We start from the raw sequence: 18,929 nt of genomic DNA, 5'->3' as shown, positions 1-18,929 counted from the left end.
TGCCGTCGAGGGGAACGTCGAACGGATGCCGTGAACCCGACGGAGCACACCGGGCGCGATGTCAGCTCGAAGGGCCGACGCGCCGGAACCGCGGCCCCGAGTACCCGTCCCGCTCGACGTGCTCGGTGAACGTCGCGATCGGGCGCACCCACAGGGAGTGGTCGCCGTAGAGCGTGCGGTACGAGACGAAGACCTCTTCGGTCTCGGAGTGGCGCGCGATGCCGAAGACCTCGTACCGCTGGCCCTTGAAGTGCTCGTAGATGCCGGGCTCGATGTGCGGCAGCTCGGCGTCGGTCACGAGGCCGCGACGGCTTCGTCGGTGCGCGCCTGCAGGTACTCGCACAGCTTGCCCGTCGTGTAGAGCTCCTCGCCGAGGGCGATGAGATTGCCGCCCGACAGGGGGAACTCGCCGGAGCGCTCCGAGAGCGAGGCCGTCCACGTCCGCTCGCAGTCCACGTTCAACGAGATCGATGCGGGGCCGTGGTTGAGATGGATCGCCACCATGCCGGACTCGAGGTGCTCGGGGTCGTCCTGGCGAAGGACGTGCACCGTGGCGTGGGCGACACGGTCGTGCTTCTCGTACTCGGTCACCCACTCGTGGATCTCGGCGAAGGTGGGGCGAGCGGAGCAGGTCATGCCTTGAGACTAACGGGGCTGGCTGCTTGTCAGCCGCCCGACCCCCGCACCCCGACGAGGTCGTGGAGCGCAGCGAAGGTCGCCGCGTACCGCTCCCGCAGGGCCTCCCACCCGAGACCCGGATCGATCTCGCTGGGCGACGGCACGGCGACGGCGTACCCGTGCTGCGCGCGCGGAACGGGCTCGCCCGGCAGGCGCAGCTCCTGCGTGAACGCGCCGGTATCGGGCGCGAAGGTGAGGGTGTGGGCGGCGATGTCGTGGTCCCAGTCGGCGGACGGCCACGACATGAACGAGACGTGCCGCGGGGGATCGAGAGGGGCCGTGGCCGAGACCCAGCACCCGTGGTGATCCTCGCCGGGGGAGAGGATCGTGTACGTCCCGCCCCGGCGGTAGACGAGCAGCGCCTCGCGGAACGGCTTCTGCAAGAACATCGCCGTGTAATGGAGGGCCTGCGCGTAGATCGGCTCTCCGAGAGTCAGAGTCACGGTCTGCTGCGGCATCGGGCTGAGGGTCCTCTCGAATCCGGGCGGGGTCCCTTCCATCCAGGCATACGGGCCTCGGGCCCCGATTACGCGGAGCGAGGTCTTCGCTATGACCTCGCTGAGTCGTTCGAGAACTCAGTTGCGGCCTCCACCCTGCCGGTCTCGTCACGCCACCGCGCGGATCACGCCCGTGATGATCAGCGTGATCACCGTCGTCCACAGCACGATCGCGGCGGCCTGCCAGGCGATGACGCGCATCGGCGGGACGCCGGTGGACGTGAGGGCTGCGGCGGTGAACTGCGTCGGCAACAGCAGCGGGCCGAGCAGGCTCACGCCCGGGGTCCCGTAGCGGTGGTACGCCTTCTCGAACTTCTCGCGGCGGGCCGACGTAGGCTTTCCGGGGACTCCGCGGCGGGTGGTCACGGCGGTGCGCACGCGTGACGACACGACGACGACCACGGCCACGCAGAGCAGATTGCCGATCGCGCCGGCGAGAGCGGCGACGACGGGAGGGATGCCGCCCAGGATGCCGATCGCCGCCGCACCCTCACCCTCGATGAACGGCACGGCCCCGGCGAGGGCGACGATGAGCGGCTGGACGAGGTCGGGCACGTCGGCGACGAGGCCCTGGAAACCGAGGATGAGATCGGAGACGGGGTTCGACATGAAGACTCCTGGGGGTGAGTTCGCGGCGTGTCCCGCGGTGATTCCATCCCAGCGGTGCGCGGTTCGCGGCGGCAGTGTCGTGGTGTCACGAGCGAGCGGGAGGATACGTGGGCGCACCCGTGACGAATGTCAGGGCCGCCCTTTCGGGCGCCGCGCGCGTGGCGTATCGTCGCAACCCCCGCGAGAGACCGCGGTCGATCCGAAGGAGGAACGATGCCGAGCTTCTTCATGTGGGTCGAATACCTCTTCTGGGCAACCATCGCGGTCGGGGTGCTCGTGCGTCTCGGGATGGTGCTCGGACGCCGTCGCGCAGGCCGACGGAAGGACGCCGTGCGACAGGCGATCCGCCCCGTCATCGACGCGGGCGCCGTCGAGTCGGCCTTCTACGGGTGGCCGCCGTCGACCTCGTTGCAACTGAGGGCGGAGCCCACGTCGGTCGAGACCGCGCAGGACCGCGATCGGGTGCCGCCGGAACTCCCCGACAGCTACCGCTGACCGCCGCGCACGCCGCCCCGCGGGACGATTCTCCGCCCCACCCGTGACGAATGTCACGCCCGTACAGTGGCGGGTGTGAGCGCCCCCGCACCCGCATCCGTCCGCACGCCCGCGGCCACGTACGCCCGTGACGTCCGCGTCACCTGGTGGTACACGGCGTCGTCGATCCTGTTCCTCCACGTCTTCGCGGTCTTCATGTGGGCGCTGGTGGTCGTGCTGCGGGGGACGACGCTCGACATCGTCCTCGTGCTGATCGGGGCGGCCGGGTCGGTGGCATCCGGAGTCCTTCTTCTCATCCACTACCGACGCGAACCCCTCGACGACGGTGACGACTCCGCGCGCAGGCCGGTGTGGCCCCTCGTGCTGCTCGGGGTCGGGTCGGCGGTCGTGCTCGGCATCGGTGCCGGGTCGGTGCTTCTCGCCGCAGCCCTCGCGGCGCAGGCGCTGTGCACGGTGCGGTGGCGGGGTGGCATCCGGGTGCGGCTCGTCGCGCTGATGCTCGTCATCGTCATCGCGGTGTGGGTGATCGAGGCGACGCGGCTGAGCCCCGACGGCTACATCTCGCTGACGTTCGCGCTGCCGCTGTTCGTCACAATGCTTGCGCCGCTCACCGCCACTTCGCTGTGGTGGTGGGACATCGTGCGCGAACTCGACCGCGCCCGCCGCGCCGAGGGGCGTCTCGCCGCAGCCCAAGAGCGCCTGCGCCTTGCCGGCGACCTGCACGACCTGCAGGGCCACCACCTGCAGGTGATCGCGCTGCAGCTCGAGCTCGCCGAGAAGATGATGGGGAGGGATCCGGATGCCGCGGTCGAACAGGTGCGCGCGGCTCGTGCGAGCGTCGATGAGGCGCGACGCGGCACGCGGGATCTGGCCGCACGGTTCCGCGGGGTGCCCCTGCCCGACGAACTCGCGAACGCCGCAGATCTGCTGCGCGCGGCGGGCCTGACCGTCGACCTGCTCGTGGACACGGAGGCCGACCGCGCGCCCGCCGACGTGCTCGGACCCGTCGTCCGCGAGTCCACGACGAATGTGCTGAAACACGGGGGTGGGGTGTCGGCATCCCTCTCCCTCGCCCGCCACGACGGATCGTGGGTGCTGACCGTCGAGAACGACTCGCGGGGTGCCGCGTCTCCCGTCGGCGATGGGGCGGGCCTGTCGGGCATCGCCGAGCGCGTGGGTTCGGTGGGAGGAACGGTGGATGCCACCCGCCTCGGCGACCGCTTCCGCGTGACGGTTCGCGTGCCCGAGGAGGTTTCCGAATGATCCGCGTGCTCATCGCCGACGACGAGGACATGATCCGTACCGCGCTCGCCGCGCTGCTGCGACTGGAGGACGACCTCGAGGTCGTCGCCGAATGCCGCGACGGCGAGAGCGCCGTGACCGAGGCGCAGCGGCTCAAGCCCGACGTGTGCCTGCTCGACCTCGAGATGCCCGGGCTCGACGGCGTCGACACCGCGGCGAAGATCCTGCGGAGCGTGCCCTCGCGCTGCGTGATCGTCACGCGGCACGCGCGGCCCGGAGTGCTGCGGCGCGCGCTCGGCGCCGGGGTCAGCGGGTTCCTCCCCAAGTCGCGGCCCGCGGATGACGTGGCGGCCGTGATCCGTGAAGTCGCGGCCGGGCGGAGGTACGTCGACCCCGAGGTCGCGGCCGACGCACTGAGCGACGAGCGGAGCCCGCTCACCGACCGGGAGCTGGACGTGCTGCGCGCGGGGGCGCGGGGGCAGACGGTGGCGGAGATCGCTTCGTCACTGCACCTGTCGGCGGGGACGGTGCGCAACCACGTGTCGTCGGTGCTCGGCAAACTCGGGCTCGCGAGTCGGCAGCAGGCGACGATTCATGCGCGTGAGCGGGGGTGGATCTAGGGGGTCGCCTCCGGCGCGGCAGACGACGGCCGCAGACCCCTCGTCGTCGGAGTTCGGCGCGCGACCTGAACCGCCACGCTGACACCGACGGCTGCCGTCCACAACGTCAGCGTGTCGAAAGCGAGCCGCTCCGCTATCCCCAGGGGCAGGAGCGGCGATCGTCCGCCTTCGAGGCCATCGACGAACACCACGAAAGACGCGAGAGACACAGCGACGGTGGCGAACGTGAGCGCCCGGAAAGCACCTCGGCCCGCGGCGGCCGCCAGGAGAATCATGGCCGACCATTGCGTCAGCGCCTGCCCGAGGGCTGCGGCATCGTGGAGTTCGGGGAACGTGTTCCAGGGGAAGCAGCCCACCAGGATGACGAAGACTCCCGACACCGCGGCGAGCACCGAGCCCGTTCGGCCTGTGCGGCCGCCCCACGAGCCGCCGAGCAGAACCGCCCCCGCCGTGATCAACGCACCCGATACGACCATCCCGCCGTTGAACACCGCGTGCCACGGCGAGCAGATGAGGCGCGCGGTGGTGGCGTAATCCGAGAAGACTCCGCAGCTTGTGACGCCGAGATCACTGATCGCGTTGTCGGCGATCGAGTACCGGCGCGGCCACTGCAGAGCGACCGCCATCTGCAGCGGGAGCAGAACAAGAGTGACCGCCCACAAAGCTGCGCCGATCTGCAGTCGCCGGATAGAGCATGTGTACATGTGAGGTCCTCCCGACGATGATGGTAGCGCGCCCCGCGGCCGAATGATGTGGTGCTCGTCGAGCGGTCGATGGTGGCGTTCACGTGGAGCCAACGCCGCAAACCGTGCGAGCGGTGGCCGGTTTTGACGCGACTGCTCCACACTCGCCCGCGGGTGAAATTCCGACGGCTGGGCGCGGTGAATCGCAACTTCACGCGCTCTGAGGGCGATTGCGGTGACACTGGCCGCCTAGCATGCAAACATGCTAAACGCTACCTTCCGCCGTTGTTTCATGAGCAGAGGTCCGTCGGCCCCCGAGCAGCGGACGCCCGGGACGGAGACGGCATCGCCGACCGACGTCGCGGGCCGAGTCGATGCGCGCTTCCGTATCGCGGCGTGGCTCGTCACTGCTCAAGGCGTGGTGATGGAGCTGGGTGCGCTGCTGGCACTCCCGGTTCTCGTGGCGACCGGCCTCGATCAGGATGACGTCGGCGATCATTTCTCGTTCGCCCTGCCGTATCTGCAGAACAACCTCTACCTGCTCATGATCATGAGCGGCATCTTCGGAACCCTGCGGGTTCTCGGGGGTGTCGGCATCCTGTGCGACCGTCTCTGGGGTCTCGGAATCACCCTTGTGATGTGCGTCGTCACCCTCGTCCTGATGGTGTTCATGCTCCCGGCGGGTATCGCTGATGGTGTGCTGTCTGGAGGGGCGCTGGTGCTCATCGCCTTCGCGTGGTTCGGCTCCCGCCCCATCTCCACGCGGAGGTGCTCCGAGCGCTGAGGGGCGGTCGTCAGGCAGCCGCGCCTCGGTGGCGGCGCCAGGCGGCGGTAACTCGTCGACGTCGGAGCCGCGTGAACGGTGGTCGCGCAGTGGGGTCGAATCGGCGTCAAGGAGAGTGACGCCGCAGATCGTCCCCCGTGGTGGACGCGATGGAGGGCCGACGTCCGACGGTCAGTCCACGACCGCGGCCACCGCCTCGATCTCGACCAGCTGGTCGTCGTAGCCGAGGACGGTGACACCCATCAGCGTGCTCGGGACGTCGTGGTCGCCGAAGGCGTCGCGCACGACCTCCCAGGCCGTGACGAGATCCGCCTGACGGGTGGATGCCACGAGCACGCGCGTGCTGATCACGTCGGTGATCTTCGCACCCGCCGCTCGCAAGGCGCCGGTCATCGTCCCGATACACTTCGCCGCCTGCGCCGCATAGTCGCCGATGCCGGCGGTCGAGCCGTCGTCGTTCAGGGGACACGATCCGGCGAGGAAGATCAGCCGCGCGTTCGCCGGAGCGGTGGCGGCGTACGCGTACTCCGCCGCGTCGGACAGTGCGGTCGCGCGGATGAGGGTGACGGCGGAGGGCATCTCGGGTCCTTTCACGACGGATGCGGTCAGCGGGTCGGGCCGCAGGCGACGGCGAACGTCAGCGTCGCGTCGACGGGGGGAGCTTTTCGCAGATCCAGGTCGCCGATCTTCAGCGCGGGGTCGGATCCGACGGGGAGGGCGTTCGCGGTGCCGTGGATTTCGGTGCCGCGGAAAGCGTCACCGGTGACCGTGACCTCTCCCTCGCCCAGGAACTGCACGGCGTACCCGTCGATCGCCCAGGCCGAGACGGAGGTCGCCTCCTCGCGGTCCCTGAGCTGGGGCACCATCACCCCGGCATTCGGACTCGGCGAATCAGCCGTCACCCGCGTACGCGCGTCATCGCACGCGCGCAACCCGTCGCCGACGCTCGCCGAGACGGTGCGCTTATCGCCGTCCGCGACGAAGGTGATCTCCACGCTGTCGATCGCCGCGGGCACCGCCTGCGTCGAGGTCGGTGAGGAAGTGGCATTCGGAGTCGGCGCCGTGCAACCGACGAAGCCGAGAGCGGAGAAGGATGCCAGCACGGCGAGCGTCGTGCGCGGGTACGGGCGAGGGGGCATGCCCTCCAACCTGGCACAGGTGTTCAGCGACGCGAAGAGCGGGTGTTCTGGCGTCCGGCGCGGGGGCCCATGACCTGCTCGCCGTTCATCCAGATCGGACCGGTGTGACCGGTGTCGATGCCCGCCGCGATGTCCTCGGCCGTGCGCTGTTTCGCGATCTTGTGGATGAGAGCACCGAAGCCGATCTTGGCGATGATGTCCGCCACGCTCAGCAACACCTGCGCCGTCACGTAGCTCCCCGAGGTGACGGTGAACCCCTGCAGGGCGAACACGATGGGGTAGGCGAACCAGATCACGCAGAGGAGGGCGATGGTGAGGTTGAAGGTCGGAAGGGCCGATGAGCCGGCCATGTCTCGACGGGCACGCATCATCATGAAAATGAACATCACGTAGAGGCCGACCATGCACAGGGCACTCAGGGTGCCCCAGATCCACAGGGCGGTGAGATTCGCGCCGTCGTCGATCGCGACGCCGCCGATGAAGCCCGTCACGATCATGCCCACGGCGAGCGAGACGCCGATCGTCCGGTAGCGCGAGGCGGTGGAGCCGACGAGCGTCGACACCGCGATCAACTCCGTGATCAGCAGCGGAACCGTGACGGTCCAGTCGAAGTAGCGCGGCGCCCAGCTCAACACCGCGTTCGAAGTGGCGACCCACCCCTCGCTCGTCTGCGTGTAACCCGCATCGAATTTCAGCACGAGGACGACGTACGAGAGGAAGGCGACGGCGGCCACGCACATGCCCGCGATGATCGCGGGTCGGTAGCGGACTGACACTTCGTGCTGAGTGGCGAACGATCGGAGGGCGAACGCGGCGAGGGCGAGCCCGGCGACCGAGAGGGCATAGAAGACGAGCGAGTGCTGACCGTCGGTCAGCGTGACGTTCCACAGGGCGTTGGCGTTCATGATTTCTCGATCTCGGAGGGTGCTGCGGGGCAACCGATGCTCTCGAGGTATATCGGCGCTCATCCAGCGGGAGGGGGCACTGGCGCCGCGGCATGTTCTGTGCTCTGTGCCCCTCCCATCGAAGGGGCAAGGGTCGGGGGTCTCCAGCCCCGTCTAGTAGGGTTGTCGACTGGCGAAGATCTCTTGATATCGAGAGAGTTCGCCTCCTCCCACCACCGATCGCCCAGCGAAGGATTGTCCGTGGATCTTTACGAGTACCAGGCACGTGATCTGTTCGAAAAGTACGAGGTGCCGGTACTCGCCGGCATCATCGCCGACACCCCTGAGGAGGCGAAGGCGGCCGCGGAGAAGCTCGGCGGTGTCGTCGTCGTCAAGGCTCAGGTCAAGACCGGAGGCCGCGGCAAGGCCGGCGGCGTGAAGGTCGCGAAGAACCCCGACGAGGCGTTCGAGGCGGCCCAGGCCATCCTCGGCCTCGACATCAAGGGTCACGTCGTCAAGCGCGTCATGGTCGCCGCCGGCGCCCGCATCGCCAAGGAGTTCTACTTCTCGGTGCTGCTCGACCGCGCCAACCGCTCCTACCTCTCGCTCTCGAGCGTCGAGGGCGGCATGGAGATCGAAGAGCTCGCCGTCGAGCGTCCCGAGGCGCTCGCGCGCATCGAGGTCGACCCGATCGAGGGCATCACGCCCGAGAAGGCCCTCGAGATCGCCAAGGCCGCGAAGTTCGACGACGAGCTGGCCCCCAAGGTGGCCGACGTCTTCGTCAAGCTCTTCAACGTCTACAAGGGCGAGGACGCAACCCTCGTCGAGGTGAACCCCCTCATCCAGAGCGAAGACGGCGACATCATCGCCCTCGACGGCAAGGTCTCGCTCGACGAGAACGCCGGCTTCCGTCACCCCGACCACGAGGCGCTCGAAGACAAGGACGCCGCCGACCCGCTCGAGGCCAAGGCCAAGCAGCACGACCTCAACTACGTCAAGCTCGACGGTCAGGTCGGCATCATCGGCAACGGAGCGGGCCTGGTCATGTCGACCCTCGACGTCGTCGCGTACGCCGGCGAGAAGCACAACGGCGTCAAGCCCGCCAACTTCCTCGACATCGGCGGCGGCGCCTCGGCGACCGTCATGGCCGCCGGCCTCGACGTCATCCTCGGCGACGAGCAGGTCAAGAGCGTCTTCGTCAACGTCTTCGGTGGCATCACCTCGTGCGTCGCCGTGGCCGAGGGCATCGTCAAGGCTCTCGAGATCCTCGGTGACACCGCCACCAAGCCGCTCGTCGTGCGCCTCGACGGCAACCAGGTCGAAGAGGGTCGCGCGATCCTCGCCGCCGCCAACCACCCGCTCGTCACCCTCGCCGCCGGTATGGACGAGGGCGCCGACAAGGCCGCCGAACTGGCCAACGCGTAAGGGATAGGGACAGAAACATGTCGATCTACCTCAACAAGGACTCCAAGGTCATCGTCCAGGGCATCACCGGCGGTGAGGGCACCAAGCACACCGCCCTCATGCTCAAGGCCGGCACCCAGGTCGTCGGCGGCGTGAACGCCCGCAAGGCCGGCACCACGGTCTCGCACAAGGACGCGTCGGGAGGCGACGTCGAGTTGCCCGTCTTCGCGTCGGTCGAAGAGGCCATCCGCGAGACCGGCGCCGACGTGTCGATCGCGTTCGTGCCCCCGGCCTTCACGAAGGACGCGATGGTCGAGGCCATCGACGCCGAGATCCCCCTGCTCGTCGTGATCACCGAGGGCGTTCCCGTCGGCGACACCGCCGAGGCGTGGGCGTACTCGAAGGCCAAGGGCGAGAAGACCCGTATCATCGGCCCGAACTGCCCCGGCATCATCACGCCCGGCGAGGCGCTCGTGGGCATCACCCCCGCGAACATCACCGGCAAGGGACCCATCGGCCTCGTGTCGAAGTCGGGCACCCTGACCTACCAGATGATGTTCGAGCTGCGCGACCTCGGCTTCTCGACCGCCATCGGCATCGGCGGCGACCCGGTCATCGGCACGACGCACATCGACGCCCTCGCGGCGTTCGAGGCCGACCCCGAGACCAAGGCCATCGTCATGATCGGTGAGATCGGTGGAGACGCTGAAGAGCGCGCCGCCGACTTCATCAAGGCCAACGTCACCAAGCCGGTCGTCGGCTATGTCGCGGGCTTCACCGCTCCCGAGGGCAAGACCATGGGCCACGCCGGCGCCATCGTCTCGGGCTCGGCCGGAACCGCTCAGGCGAAGAAGGAGGCCCTCGAGGCCGCCGGCGTCAAGGTCGGCAAGACGCCGTCCGAGGCTGCCGCCCTGATGCGCGAGATCATCGAGAGCCTGTAAGCAGCACTCTCCGCGGGGCCCGGATGCCATGGCATCCGGGCCCTTTCTCGTGTGCGGAGGGCGCGGGCTGGGCGGCGGGGCGTCGGGCGGCGGGGTGGGCCGCGCGAGGACGCACTGATTCGACGAGGACGTATCGGATGGGCGGCAAACGGGTGCGGTCTCGGCGAACGGGTGCGTCTTCGGGCTACGGGTCGGTCGCTCCGCCGCGCGGCGCGCGACGGCGGCCAGGCGCGCGACGACGGCTGGGCACGGGGCGGCGACACGTGGGGCCGCGACGCGCACCCGGCCCGCGGCGGCGATCAAAAAGGGGCCCGGATGCCGTGGCATCCGAGCCCCTTCAGAGCACCGGGCTCAGCCGAGCAGGGCCTCGACCGGACCGCGGGCGAAGAAGACCACGAAGCCGGCGGCGACGATCCACAGCAGCGGGCTGATGCGGCGCGCGCGACCCGACAGCGCCTGAATCAGCACCCAGCTGACGAAGCCCGCGCCGATGCCGTTGGCGATCGAGTAGGTGAGGGGCATCACGGTGACGGTGAGGAACACCGGGATCAGCACCGACATGTCGCTCAGGTCGACGTGGCGGATCTGCGCCATCATCAGCGCCCCGACGATCACGAGGGCCGCGGCGGCGATCTCGGTGGGGACGATGCTCGTCAGCGGTGTGAAGAACATCGCGAGGAGGAACAGGCCGCCGGTGACGACGTTCGCGAGACCCGTGCGGGCACCCTCGCCGATGCCGGAGCCCGACTCGATGAACACGGTGTTCGACGACGACGACGTCGCTCCACCCGCGACGGCGCCGATGCCCTCGATCACCAGCGCCGAACGCAGGCGCGGGAAGGTGCCGTCGGGAGCGGCGAGGCCCGCCTCGCGCGAGAGGCCGGTCATCGTGCCCATGGCGTCGAAGAAGTTCGTGAACACGAGCGTGAAGACGAGCATGAGCGCGGCGAGCACGCCGATGCGCCCGAAGGATCCGACCAGGTCGACCTGACCGACGAGCGACAGGTCGGGGAGGCTCACCCACTGCGCGGGGAGGGTCGGGACGCTCAGGCCCCAACCGCCGGGGTTGCCGTCGGCCTTGGCCCCGAGACCGGTGACGGCCTGGACGATCACGGCGATGACGGTGCCCGAGAGCAGACCGATCAGCAGGGCGGCTTTCACCTTGCGGACGAGGAGCACGGCGGTGATGACGAGGGTCAGCACGAACAGGGCGGTGGGGATCGTGGTGATCGAGCCGCCGACGCCGAGACCGACCGGGGGAGAGCTGAGGCCGGTCGAGGTGACCAGGCCGCTGTCGACGAAGCCGATGAACGCAATGAACAGGCCGATGCCGACGGTGATCGCCGTCTTGAGCGCGAGGGGCACGGCCTCGAAGATCATGCGGCGCAGGCCGGTGACGGCGAGCAGCACGATGATGAGGCCGTTGATGACCACGAGGCCCATCGCCTCGGGCCAGGTGACCTGACCCACGATGCCGACCGCGAGGAACGAGTTGATGCCGAGACCCGCGGCGAACGCGAACGGCAGGCGCGTGACCAGTCCGAAGAGCATCGTCATGACGCCCGCGGTGAGTGCGGTGACCGCGGCGACCTGCGAGAAGCCGAGCGCGTTGCCCGCGACGTCGGGGGTGCCCGACAGGATGATCGGGTTCAGGATGACGATGTACGCCATCGTGACGAAGGTGACGACGCCGCCGCGGATCTCTCCGCCGACGGTCGAACCGCGGGCGGTGATCTCGAAGAACCTGTCGAAGGCGTTCTTCGGTTCGGGGACGGCCGTGGTCTCGGGAGCGGAAGCGCTCATGAAGGCTCCAGAAAAAAGGGGGAGGGACTAGACCGGAGGGGAAGACGCCGACGTATCGTGTGAGCTATGTCACTCTCAGGAGAGTATCTACCCAGCACCAGCGAATGGGCCCGCCAGCAGGCGGAGACCTTCGAAGCCACGGGGGGCAAAGAGTCCGCCGACATGCGGGGCGTACCCATCATCGTCCTCACCACCGTCGGTGCCAAAACGGGCGGCCTGCGCAAGACCGCGCTGATGCGCGTCGAGCACGACGGAAAGTACGCGGTTGTGGCATCCAAGGGCGGCGCCCCTGAGCACCCCGCCTGGTTCTACAACCTCGTCAAGAACCCCCGCGTCGCCCTGCAGGACGGCGACGTGAAGAAGGAGTACGACGCGCACCAGGCCGAGGGTGCCGAGCGCGAGGAGTGGTGGGGCTACGCGACCGAGGTCTGGCCCGACTACGACGAGTACCAGAAGAAGACCGACCGCCGCATCGAGCTGTTCGTGCTGGAGCCGGTCGAGTAAGTCCTCTCGGTCGCTCATCCGCGTGAGTGTCCACGACACCCGGACGGATCGAGCACTCGTCCGGGTGTCTTGGCACACGACGGCGTGGGCCGACGCGCAACGTGGAGCAGAGGTCGGGATGCCGGGATCCAAACCTCACACCGAGCCCTCGGCCGCGTGAGAGAAACGTTCGCCGGGGGTAACGCGGGCGCGAGGGCGGGGGAAACCTCGGCTGCCTAGCGTCGGGGCATGGCCCGCTCGAACCCCGCAATCGGAACGAAACACGCCGCTGACGCGTCGGCAAAGTCCGCCGCGTACGGTGACGGCATGCTCCACCCCGCTCCATCCGGATCCGTCGTGGTCGTGGGTGCGGGAATGGTGGCCCACCGCTTCGTCGAGAGCCTCACGAGCCGCGACACCGAGGGCCGCTGGTCGGTCACGGTGCTGGGCGACGAGGCCCGCGGGCCGTACGACCGCGTGGGCCTGACCGGCATCTTCAGCGGCAGGACCCCCGACGACCTCGCCCTCGATCCCGCGGTACTCGCCCACGAGCGGGTGCGGGTGAAGACCGACGCCCGCGTCACGAAGATCGACCGCGCGGCGCGCACCGTCACCACGGCGGGGGGCTCGACCCACGCGTACGACCGCCTCGTGCTGGCGACCGGCTCGTTCGCCGCTCGTCTGGCCCTCGACGGGTTCGACCACCAGGGGTGTTTCGTCTACCGCACGCTCGACGACGTCGCCGGCATGCGCGCCTGGGTCGCGAAGCGCTCGGCCCAGCTCGGCCGCCCCCTGCGCGGAGCGGTCGTCGGCGGCGGTCTGCTCGGACTCGAAGCCGCGGGAGCCCTGCAGGCCGAGGGCGTCTCGCCGTTCGTGCTGCAGTCGAACGAGCGTCTGATGTCGGCCCAGCTCGACCTGGGCGGGGCGCGCACCCTGCAGCGGCTCATCGAAGCGCGGGGCATCGAGGTGCGCACGAGCTCGGTGACGACCCGGGTGGATGCCGACAAGACCGGCGCCGTGTGCGGCCTCGAGCTGCGCGACGGCACGTGGGAGGCCGTCGACATCGTGGTCTTCACGGTCGGCGTCCGGCCCCGCGATGAGCTCGCCCGTGCCGCCGAGCTGCGGGTCGACGCCCGCGGCGGCGTCGTGATCGACGAGGGCTGCGACACCTCGGACCCCACGATCATGGCGATCGGTGAGGTCGCGAGCTTCGACGGACAGTGCATCGGCCTCGTTGCCCCCGGCTACGCGATGGCTGAGGTCGCCGCGACCCGCCTGCTCGGCGGCGAGGCGGCCTTCCCCGGTTTCGACACCTCGGCCAAGCTCAAGCTCTCGGGCGTCGAGGTCGCGAGCTTCGGCGACGCGTTCGCCGAGACGCCGAACGCGCTCGACGTCACCTACGCCGACCCGGTGTCGGGCGTCTACAAGAAGCTCGTGCTGAGCGACGACGCGCAGACGCTTCTCGGCGGCATCCTGGTCGGCGACGCCTCGGCGTACACCTCGCTGCGTCCGCTCGTCGGCCGTGCCCTCGGCGGCGACCCTGCGGCCTACCTCATGCCCTCCGACCTCGCCCCCGCCCCGCAAGGCGACCTGCCCGCCGACGCGATCGTCTGCTCGTGCAACGGCGTCACCGCCGGAACCGTGCGCGAGGCCGTCACCGAACACCAGTGCGCGGATGCCGCCGAGGTCAAGGCCTGCACCAGGGCCGGGGCCGCGTGCGGCTCGTGCTTCACGCTCGTGAAGAAGCTCGTGGCGACCGAGCTGGCGGCATCCGGAAAAGAAGTATCGAACGGACTGTGCGAGCACTTCTCGTTCACCCGGGCGCAGCTGTTCGACGCCGTCCGGGTCTCGGGGCTGCGCACCTTCACCTCGATCGTCGAGCGCTTCGGCACCGGCCGCGGTTGCGACATCTGCAAGCCGGCCCTCGCGAGCATCCTCGCCAGCCTCTACTCGGGGCACGTGCTCGACGGCGAGCTCGCGACGATGCAGGACACCAACGACCACGTCATGGCCAACATCCAGCGCGACGGCAGCTACAGCGTCGTCCCGCGCATTCCCGGCGGTGAGATCACGCCCGAGGGGCTGGTGGTGATCGGCGAGGTCGCGCGCGACTTCGGGCTGTACACGAAGATCACCGGCGGACAGCGGATCGACCTGTTCGGTGCCCGCCTCGACCAGCTGCCCGACATCTGGAAGCGCCTCGTCGACGCCGGCTTCGAATCCGGACACGCCTACGGCAAGTCGCTGCGCACCGTGAAGTCGTGCGTCGGCTCGACCTGGTGCCGCTACGGCGTGCAGGACTCGGTCGGCATGGCGGTGCAGCTCGAGCTGCGCTACCGGGGCCTGCGCTCGCCGCACAAGCTCAAGTTCGGCGTCTCGGGCTGCGCGCGCGAGTGCGCCGAGGCCCGCGGCAAGGACATCGGGGTGATCGCGACCGAGGCCGGGTGGAACCTCTACGTCGGCGGCAACGGCGGCTTCACCCCGCGCCACGCGGTGCTGTTCGCCGAGGGCCTCGACGACGAGGGGTTGCTGCGGGCGATCGACCGGTTCCTCATGTTCTACATCCGCACCGCTGACCGGCTGCAGCGCACCGCCCCCTGGGTCGAGGAGTACGAGGGCGGCCTCGAGGCGCTGAAGGGCGTCGTGTTCGACGACACGCTCGGCATCGCCGACGATCTCGACCGGGCCATGGCATCCCATATCGACGCCTACGAAGACGAGTGGGCCGCGACCCTCGCCGACCCCGAGAAGCTCAAGCGCTTCCAGAGCTTCGTGAACGCGCCCGAGGTCGCCGACCCCTCGCTCGCCTACGTCGCTGAGCGCGGCCAGGCCCGACCCGCCACGGCAGAGGAGCGCGCGTCGGGCGCGGTGCTCATCGGCGGAACGACGCTGGCGGTGCGGTCATGACCCTGATGCAGGCGACTCCGGATGCCGGAAAGCCGGCCATGACGTCGGGTTCGGCCGGCGCTCCCGACGGGCCGGCGGCACAGGGCTGGATCCGCGTCTGCCGCGTCGACGACCTGCTCGTGGAGCGCGGGGCAGCGGCCCTGCTCGGCGGTGGGCAGATCGCGCTGTTCCGCACGTTCGACGGCCGCATCTTCGCGACCGACCAGATCGACCCGTTCAGCGGGGCGGCCGTGCTCTCGCGCGGGATCGTCGGCGATCGCGGGGGAGTGCCCACCGTCGCCTCGCCCATGTACAAGCAGGTGTTCGACCTGCGCACGGGAGCCTGCCTCGACACGCAGGGCAAAGAGTCGCTGACCGTGACCGTGCACCCCGTCGCGGTCGCCGACGGCGACGTGTTCGTGAAGCTCGTGACCGGCTCGGTGCCGGCGGGCAGCGCGCACGCCGACCCCGCGCACGCCGCACCCGCAGAAGGAGACGCCCGATGATCGCTCTCGCAGGACTCGATCTCACCGACAAGCTCGTCGTGTGCGTGGGCGGCGGCTCCGTCGCCGAGAAGCGCATCGCTCGGCTGCGCGCCGCCGGCGCCCGGGTGCGGGTGGTCGCACCCGTGACGACGCCGGGTCTCGCCGCGCTCGCCGCCGCGGGTGACATCGAGTGGCACGCCAGGGGATTCGCCGACACCGACCTCGACGACGCCTGGTTCTGCCACACGGCCACGGGCGCGGCATCCGTCGACGCCGCCGTCGTCGCCGCAGCCGAAGCGCGCCGCGTGTGGTGCGTCAACGCGGGCCACGGCGGCAAGGGCACCGCGCGCCTCGCCGCCGAGACCACGAGCGGCGACGTCATGGTCGGCGTCGTCTCCGCCGCGGGAGCCGACCCCCGCCGCAGCGTCGCCGTGCGCGACGCCATCGCCCAGCGCCTCGCCGAAGGCGCCCTTCCGCTCCGCCGCCGACGTCGCCCGCTCGTGGGGAGCGTGGCGCTCGTCGGCGGCGGTCCCGGCCCGGTCGACCTGCTGACGGTGCGCGCCCGCGCGCTGCTGGCCGAGGCCGACGTCGTCGTGCACGACCGGCTCGGACCCACCGGCGTGCTCGCCGAACTCGGCGACGACGTCGAGCTGATCGACGTGGGCAAGCGGCCGCAGCACCACCCGGTGCCGCAGCACGAGATCAACGCGATCCTCGTCGACCGCGCGGCTCGCGGGCTGCGCGTCGTCCGACTCAAGGGCGGCGACCCGTTCGTCTACGGCCGCGGCGGCGAAGAGGTCATCGCGTGCCGCGAGGCCGGCATCGCGGTCGAGGTCGTGCCCGGTATCTCGAGCGCGATCGCCGTTCCCTCATCCGCGGGCATTCCCGTGACGCACCGGGGCGCCGCCGGTACCCTGCATGTCGTGAACGGTCAGGACACCCCGAGCGAAGCGACCCTCGCCGCCCTGCGCGACGACAGTGCCACGGTCGTCGCGCTGATGGGTGTCAGCGCCCTGCCGCGCTTCGTCGCCGCGGCCCGCGCCGTCGGTGCTCCTGAGTCACGCCCCGTCGCCTTCGTCGAGAACGGCCACACGCCCGCTCAGCGTACGATCCGCACCACGCTCGGGACGGCGATGGCGGATGCCGAGACCCACCGCCTCGCGAACCCCGCGGTGCTGGTGTTCGGTGAGGTCGCTCGGGCCGACCTGCTGCTGCCGGTCGCGGCGCCCGCGGCGGCTCAGGCGCCCGCGGCATCGGGCGCGGTCGCGGTCGCCCGGAGCGAGGGCATCGGGTGACCACACCCGCGCGGACGATCAGCACGGTGCTCCAGGGGTGCACCGTGCTGCTTCCCGTCGACCGACGGTCGGGGGAACTGTCGGCCGCGCTCGAGCGGCATGGAGCGCGCGTGCGCGTGGCTCCGGCGCTCACGATCGTCCCGCACGTCGACGACGACGAGCTGATCGCGCAGACGCGGTCGCTGGTCGACGATCCGCCCGACGTCGTCGTGGCCACCACCGGCGTGGGGTTCCGCGCGTGGATGGAGACCGCCGACGAAGCGGGCCTGCACGACGCTCTGGCGCCCGTGCTCGACGGTGCACGGATCGTCGCGCGCGGTCCCAAGGCGCGCGGGGCGATCCAGCAGGCCGGGTTCGAGGCCGACTGGGTCGCCGAGAGCGAGACGGCCGCCGAGCTGCGCGACTTCCTCGTGGCCGAGGGCATCGAGGGACTTCACGTCGCGGTCCAGCACCACGGCTCCGGCGCCGACGGTCTCGACGAGGCGTTCGAGGCGGCCGGCGCGCGCGTGACCAGCCTCACGATCTACCGCTGGGGTCCGCCGCCCGACCCCGAGGTCGTCGCCGCGTCGACCCAGCAGGTGGCGCGCGGGGAGATCGACGCGGTGCTGTTCACCTCGGCCCCCGCCGCGCGCGAGTGGATCCTCGCCGCAGAGCGAGCCGACGCGCTCGACGGAGTGGCCTCGCGAGCGGCCCGCGGGCACGCGCTCGTCGCCGCTGTCGGGCCCATCACCGCGGGTCCCCTCCTCGAGGTGGGCATCACCCCGCTCATCCCCGACCGCGGGCGACTCGGCGCGCTCGTGCGCGCGGTCGTGACGCACTACGGCGGGGCGGACGCGGCGCTCATTCCCACGACGGTCGGGCGCCTCGGCATCCGCTCATCGGGGATCGTGCTCGACGGGGATTTCACGCCCCTGCCGCGTACCGGAGTCGAGATCCTGCGGGCGCTCGCCAAGAACCCCGGGGCGGTCGTCTCTCGCGCCGACCTGATCGCCGCTCTGTCGAGCGCGGAGGCCAGTGGCCACGCTGTCGAGGTGGCGGTGGCCCGCACGCGCGAGGCGCTCGGCGGGGTCGACCTGATCCGTACCGTCTACAAGCGCGGATACCGGCTCGACGTGATCGATGAGGAGGACGCATGACCGCCGTACTGATCGCCTGCGCCCACGGCACGAGGTTCGAAGAGGGCCGCGTCGTCGTGCGCGAGCTGCTCGAGGTGCTGCGCGCGACAGCTCCCGCCGACGTCGAGGTGCACGAGGCCTACGTCGACGTGCACGGTCCGTACGTCACCGACGTGGTCGCCGCAGCCCGCGAACGCACCGACGACATCGTCATCGTGCCGCTGCTGCTCTCGACCGGCTACCACACCGAGGTCGACCTGGTGGAGGCCGCCGACGGACTGCCCGTCGCCTCCGCACTCGGACCTCACCCGGTGCTGGCCGAGATCCTCGCCGATCGCGTGCGCGCCGCCGGAGCCGGTCCCGACGACACCGTCGTGCTCGCCGCGGCCGGGTCCACCCGCCCGGGCGCCGTGGTCGACGTCGAACGCATGGCGGAGCTGATGGCCGATGCCGGGGTCACCGGTCCCGTCGTCACGGCCTACGCCGCGGCGTCCGATCCCCGCATTCCGGATGCCGTGGCGACGGCACGCGCGGACGGTCGCCGCACGGTCGCCGCGAGCTACGTGCTCGCTCCGGGGCACTTCTCGCGCGTGATCGAGAAGGCGGATGCCGACCTGACCACCGCCCCGATCGGTGCCGACCCGCGCCTGGCGACGGTGGTGTGGGAGCGGTGGGCCGCGGCGCGCGCCGGTCGTGAGGTGGCTGAGCCCGTCGAAGCCCCCGGTCGTGCGTCGGCGCCGGGCGCGGTGACTGAGGCTGCGGAAGCCCCCGGGCGTGCGCTGACGCCGGACCCTTCGACGAGCGCAGGGTCTTCGCCCCGAGGGCTGCTCGCCACAGTGCGCGAGCTCGTGTCGGGCGCTCGCCGCCGCGCCTGAGGGGCGGGCTG

Annotated in this window: 21 protein-coding genes; 12 read left to right on the top strand and 9 right to left on the bottom strand. The window is 70.4% G+C overall.

The window, feature by feature from the left end; translation table 11 throughout:
* Positions 1-61 precede the first annotated feature (61 nt).
* From QBE02_RS07205 to QBE02_RS07190, 4 genes are all read right to left on the bottom strand, one after another.
* Complete coding sequence (locus tag QBE02_RS07205) at positions 62-298, bottom strand: DUF1653 domain-containing protein (RefSeq protein ID WP_279367700.1); 237 nt, start codon at positions 296-298, stop codon at positions 62-64.
* Entirely contained in the window at positions 295-636 is a 342-nt protein-coding gene (locus QBE02_RS07200) for a hypothetical protein (protein WP_279367699.1), read from the bottom strand. The genes QBE02_RS07205 and QBE02_RS07200 overlap by 4 nt, the downstream gene beginning before the upstream one ends.
* Before the next feature lie 29 nt (positions 637-665).
* Positions 666-1,136, bottom strand: coding sequence for a hypothetical protein (locus QBE02_RS07195; protein ID WP_279367698.1), 471 nt, complete (start codon positions 1,134-1,136; stop codon positions 666-668).
* A gap of 147 nt (positions 1,137-1,283) precedes the next feature.
* Positions 1,284-1,784, bottom strand: coding sequence for a small multidrug efflux protein (locus QBE02_RS07190; protein ID WP_279367697.1), 501 nt, complete (start codon positions 1,782-1,784; stop codon positions 1,284-1,286).
* A 213-nt stretch (positions 1,785-1,997) separates the two neighbouring features.
* Here QBE02_RS07190 and QBE02_RS07185 point away from each other — a divergent pair, with 213 nt between their 5' ends.
* The 3 genes from QBE02_RS07185 (at position 1,998) to QBE02_RS07175 (ending at position 4,141) form a co-directional block, all read left to right on the top strand.
* Positions 1,998-2,279 (top strand): hypothetical protein, encoded by a 282-nt coding sequence (locus QBE02_RS07185; protein WP_279367696.1) that lies wholly within the window; start codon positions 1,998-2,000, stop codon positions 2,277-2,279.
* A gap of 75 nt (positions 2,280-2,354) precedes the next feature.
* Positions 2,355-3,542 (top strand): sensor histidine kinase, encoded by a 1,188-nt coding sequence (locus QBE02_RS07180; RefSeq protein WP_279367695.1) that lies wholly within the window; start codon positions 2,355-2,357, stop codon positions 3,540-3,542.
* Positions 3,539-4,141, top strand: coding sequence for a response regulator transcription factor (locus QBE02_RS07175; RefSeq protein WP_279367694.1), 603 nt, complete (start codon positions 3,539-3,541; stop codon positions 4,139-4,141). Before QBE02_RS07180 ends, QBE02_RS07175 begins: the two co-directional genes overlap by 4 nt.
* Here the strand turns inward: QBE02_RS07175 and QBE02_RS07170 are convergent.
* Positions 4,138-4,845, bottom strand: a complete 708-nt coding sequence (locus QBE02_RS07170; protein ID WP_279367693.1) for a DUF998 domain-containing protein — start codon at positions 4,843-4,845, stop codon at positions 4,138-4,140. The two genes, QBE02_RS07175 and QBE02_RS07170, sit on opposite strands and share 4 nt — an antisense overlap.
* Before the next feature lie 271 nt (positions 4,846-5,116).
* Between QBE02_RS07170 and QBE02_RS07165 the strand changes: the two genes are divergently transcribed.
* Entirely contained in the window at positions 5,117-5,608 is a 492-nt protein-coding gene (locus tag QBE02_RS07165; protein ID WP_279367692.1) for a hypothetical protein, read from the top strand.
* A 171-nt stretch (positions 5,609-5,779) separates the two neighbouring features.
* Here QBE02_RS07165 and QBE02_RS07160 read toward each other — a convergent pair whose 3' ends face one another.
* The 3 genes from QBE02_RS07160 to QBE02_RS07150 are packed head-to-tail and all read right to left on the bottom strand — an operon-like array spanning position 5,780 to position 7,652.
* Positions 5,780-6,187, bottom strand: a complete 408-nt coding sequence (locus tag QBE02_RS07160; RefSeq protein ID WP_279367691.1) for a RidA family protein — start codon at positions 6,185-6,187, stop codon at positions 5,780-5,782.
* A gap of 26 nt (positions 6,188-6,213) precedes the next feature.
* Positions 6,214-6,747 (bottom strand): hypothetical protein, encoded by a 534-nt coding sequence (locus tag QBE02_RS07155; RefSeq protein ID WP_279367690.1) that lies wholly within the window; start codon positions 6,745-6,747, stop codon positions 6,214-6,216.
* A gap of 23 nt (positions 6,748-6,770) precedes the next feature.
* Entirely contained in the window at positions 6,771-7,652 is an 882-nt protein-coding gene (locus QBE02_RS07150) for a bacteriorhodopsin (protein ID WP_279367689.1), read from the bottom strand.
* A 240-nt stretch (positions 7,653-7,892) separates the two neighbouring features.
* On the opposite strand from QBE02_RS07150, the gene sucC reads away from it, so the two are divergent.
* Positions 7,893-9,056: an ADP-forming succinate--CoA ligase subunit beta gene (sucC, locus tag QBE02_RS07145; protein WP_144782578.1), complete on the top strand. Its 1,164-nt coding sequence runs from the start codon at positions 7,893-7,895 to the stop codon at positions 9,054-9,056.
* Positions 9,057-9,073: 17 nt separating this feature from the next.
* A complete protein-coding gene (gene sucD, locus QBE02_RS07140; protein ID WP_268103368.1) occupies positions 9,074-9,976 on the top strand; it encodes a succinate--CoA ligase subunit alpha in 903 nt (300 codons plus the stop codon).
* Between the two features lie 351 nt (positions 9,977-10,327).
* Here the strand turns inward: sucD and QBE02_RS07135 are convergent, their stop codons facing one another.
* Entirely contained in the window at positions 10,328-11,779 is a 1,452-nt protein-coding gene (locus QBE02_RS07135) for an NCS2 family permease (protein ID WP_056226630.1), read from the bottom strand.
* Positions 11,780-11,845: 66 nt separating this feature from the next.
* Here QBE02_RS07135 and QBE02_RS07130 point away from each other — a divergent pair, with 66 nt between their 5' ends.
* The 6 genes from QBE02_RS07130 (at position 11,846) to QBE02_RS07105 (ending at position 18,918) form a co-directional block, all read left to right on the top strand.
* The gene (locus QBE02_RS07130) at positions 11,846-12,283 is read left to right on the top strand and encodes a nitroreductase family deazaflavin-dependent oxidoreductase (RefSeq protein WP_056226632.1); all 438 of its coding nucleotides are present in this window, start codon (positions 11,846-11,848) and stop codon (positions 12,281-12,283) included.
* Positions 12,284-12,589: 306 nt separating this feature from the next.
* Positions 12,590-15,169 (top strand): nitrite reductase large subunit NirB, encoded by a 2,580-nt coding sequence (gene nirB, locus QBE02_RS07125; protein ID WP_279367866.1) that lies wholly within the window; start codon positions 12,590-12,592, stop codon positions 15,167-15,169.
* The gene (gene nirD / locus QBE02_RS07120; RefSeq protein ID WP_431844584.1) at positions 15,166-15,654 is read left to right on the top strand and encodes a nitrite reductase small subunit NirD; all 489 of its coding nucleotides are present in this window, start codon (positions 15,166-15,168) and stop codon (positions 15,652-15,654) included. The genes nirB and nirD overlap by 4 nt, the downstream gene beginning before the upstream one ends.
* Positions 15,651-16,928, top strand: coding sequence for a uroporphyrinogen-III C-methyltransferase (gene cobA / locus QBE02_RS07115; RefSeq protein WP_279367688.1), 1,278 nt, complete (start codon positions 15,651-15,653; stop codon positions 16,926-16,928). Before nirD ends, cobA begins: the two co-directional genes overlap by 4 nt.
* Positions 16,925-18,064: a uroporphyrinogen-III synthase gene (locus QBE02_RS07110; RefSeq protein ID WP_279367687.1), complete on the top strand. Its 1,140-nt coding sequence runs from the start codon at positions 16,925-16,927 to the stop codon at positions 18,062-18,064. Before cobA ends, QBE02_RS07110 begins: the two co-directional genes overlap by 4 nt.
* Positions 18,061-18,918, top strand: coding sequence for a sirohydrochlorin chelatase (locus QBE02_RS07105; RefSeq protein ID WP_279367686.1), 858 nt, complete (start codon positions 18,061-18,063; stop codon positions 18,916-18,918). Before QBE02_RS07110 ends, QBE02_RS07105 begins: the two co-directional genes overlap by 4 nt.
* Positions 18,919-18,929: the final 11 nt, after the last annotated feature.

Source organism: Microbacterium testaceum (genome assembly GCF_029761935.1).
GTDB classification, from domain to species: Bacteria; Actinomycetota; Actinomycetes; order Actinomycetales; family Microbacteriaceae; genus Microbacterium; species Microbacterium testaceum_A.
This window is presented reverse-complemented; position numbering and strand designations above follow the sequence as displayed.

Coding starts and splice junctions, on each gene's coding strand:
- QBE02_RS07200 (WP_279367699.1), bottom strand. CDS start 636: ATGACCTGCTCCGCTCGCCCCACCTTCGCCGAGATCCACGAGTGGGTG.
- QBE02_RS07195 (WP_279367698.1), bottom strand. CDS start 1,136: ATGCCGCAGCAGACCGTGACTCTGACTCTCGGAGAGCCGATCTACGCG.
- QBE02_RS07190 (WP_279367697.1), bottom strand. CDS start 1,784: ATGTCGAACCCCGTCTCCGATCTCATCCTCGGTTTCCAGGGCCTCGTC.
- QBE02_RS07185 (WP_279367696.1), top strand. CDS start 1,998: ATGCCGAGCTTCTTCATGTGGGTCGAATACCTCTTCTGGGCAACCATC.
- QBE02_RS07175 (WP_279367694.1), top strand. CDS start 3,539: ATGATCCGCGTGCTCATCGCCGACGACGAGGACATGATCCGTACCGCG.
- QBE02_RS07170 (WP_279367693.1), bottom strand. CDS start 4,845: ATGTACACATGCTCTATCCGGCGACTGCAGATCGGCGCAGCTTTGTGG.
- QBE02_RS07165 (WP_279367692.1), top strand. CDS start 5,117: ATGAGCAGAGGTCCGTCGGCCCCCGAGCAGCGGACGCCCGGGACGGAG.
- QBE02_RS07160 (WP_279367691.1), bottom strand. CDS start 6,187: ATGCCCTCCGCCGTCACCCTCATCCGCGCGACCGCACTGTCCGACGCG.
- QBE02_RS07155 (WP_279367690.1), bottom strand. CDS start 6,747: ATGCCCCCTCGCCCGTACCCGCGCACGACGCTCGCCGTGCTGGCATCC.
- QBE02_RS07150 (WP_279367689.1), bottom strand. CDS start 7,652: ATGAACGCCAACGCCCTGTGGAACGTCACGCTGACCGACGGTCAGCAC.
- sucD (WP_268103368.1), top strand. CDS start 9,074: ATGTCGATCTACCTCAACAAGGACTCCAAGGTCATCGTCCAGGGCATC.
- QBE02_RS07135 (WP_056226630.1), bottom strand. CDS start 11,779: ATGAGCGCTTCCGCTCCCGAGACCACGGCCGTCCCCGAACCGAAGAAC.
- QBE02_RS07130 (WP_056226632.1), top strand. CDS start 11,846: ATGTCACTCTCAGGAGAGTATCTACCCAGCACCAGCGAATGGGCCCGC.
- nirB (WP_279367866.1), top strand. CDS start 12,590: ATGCTCCACCCCGCTCCATCCGGATCCGTCGTGGTCGTGGGTGCGGGA.
- nirD (WP_431844584.1), top strand. CDS start 15,166: ATGACCCTGATGCAGGCGACTCCGGATGCCGGAAAGCCGGCCATGACG.
- cobA (WP_279367688.1), top strand. CDS start 15,651: ATGATCGCTCTCGCAGGACTCGATCTCACCGACAAGCTCGTCGTGTGC.
- QBE02_RS07105 (WP_279367686.1), top strand. CDS start 18,061: ATGACCGCCGTACTGATCGCCTGCGCCCACGGCACGAGGTTCGAAGAG.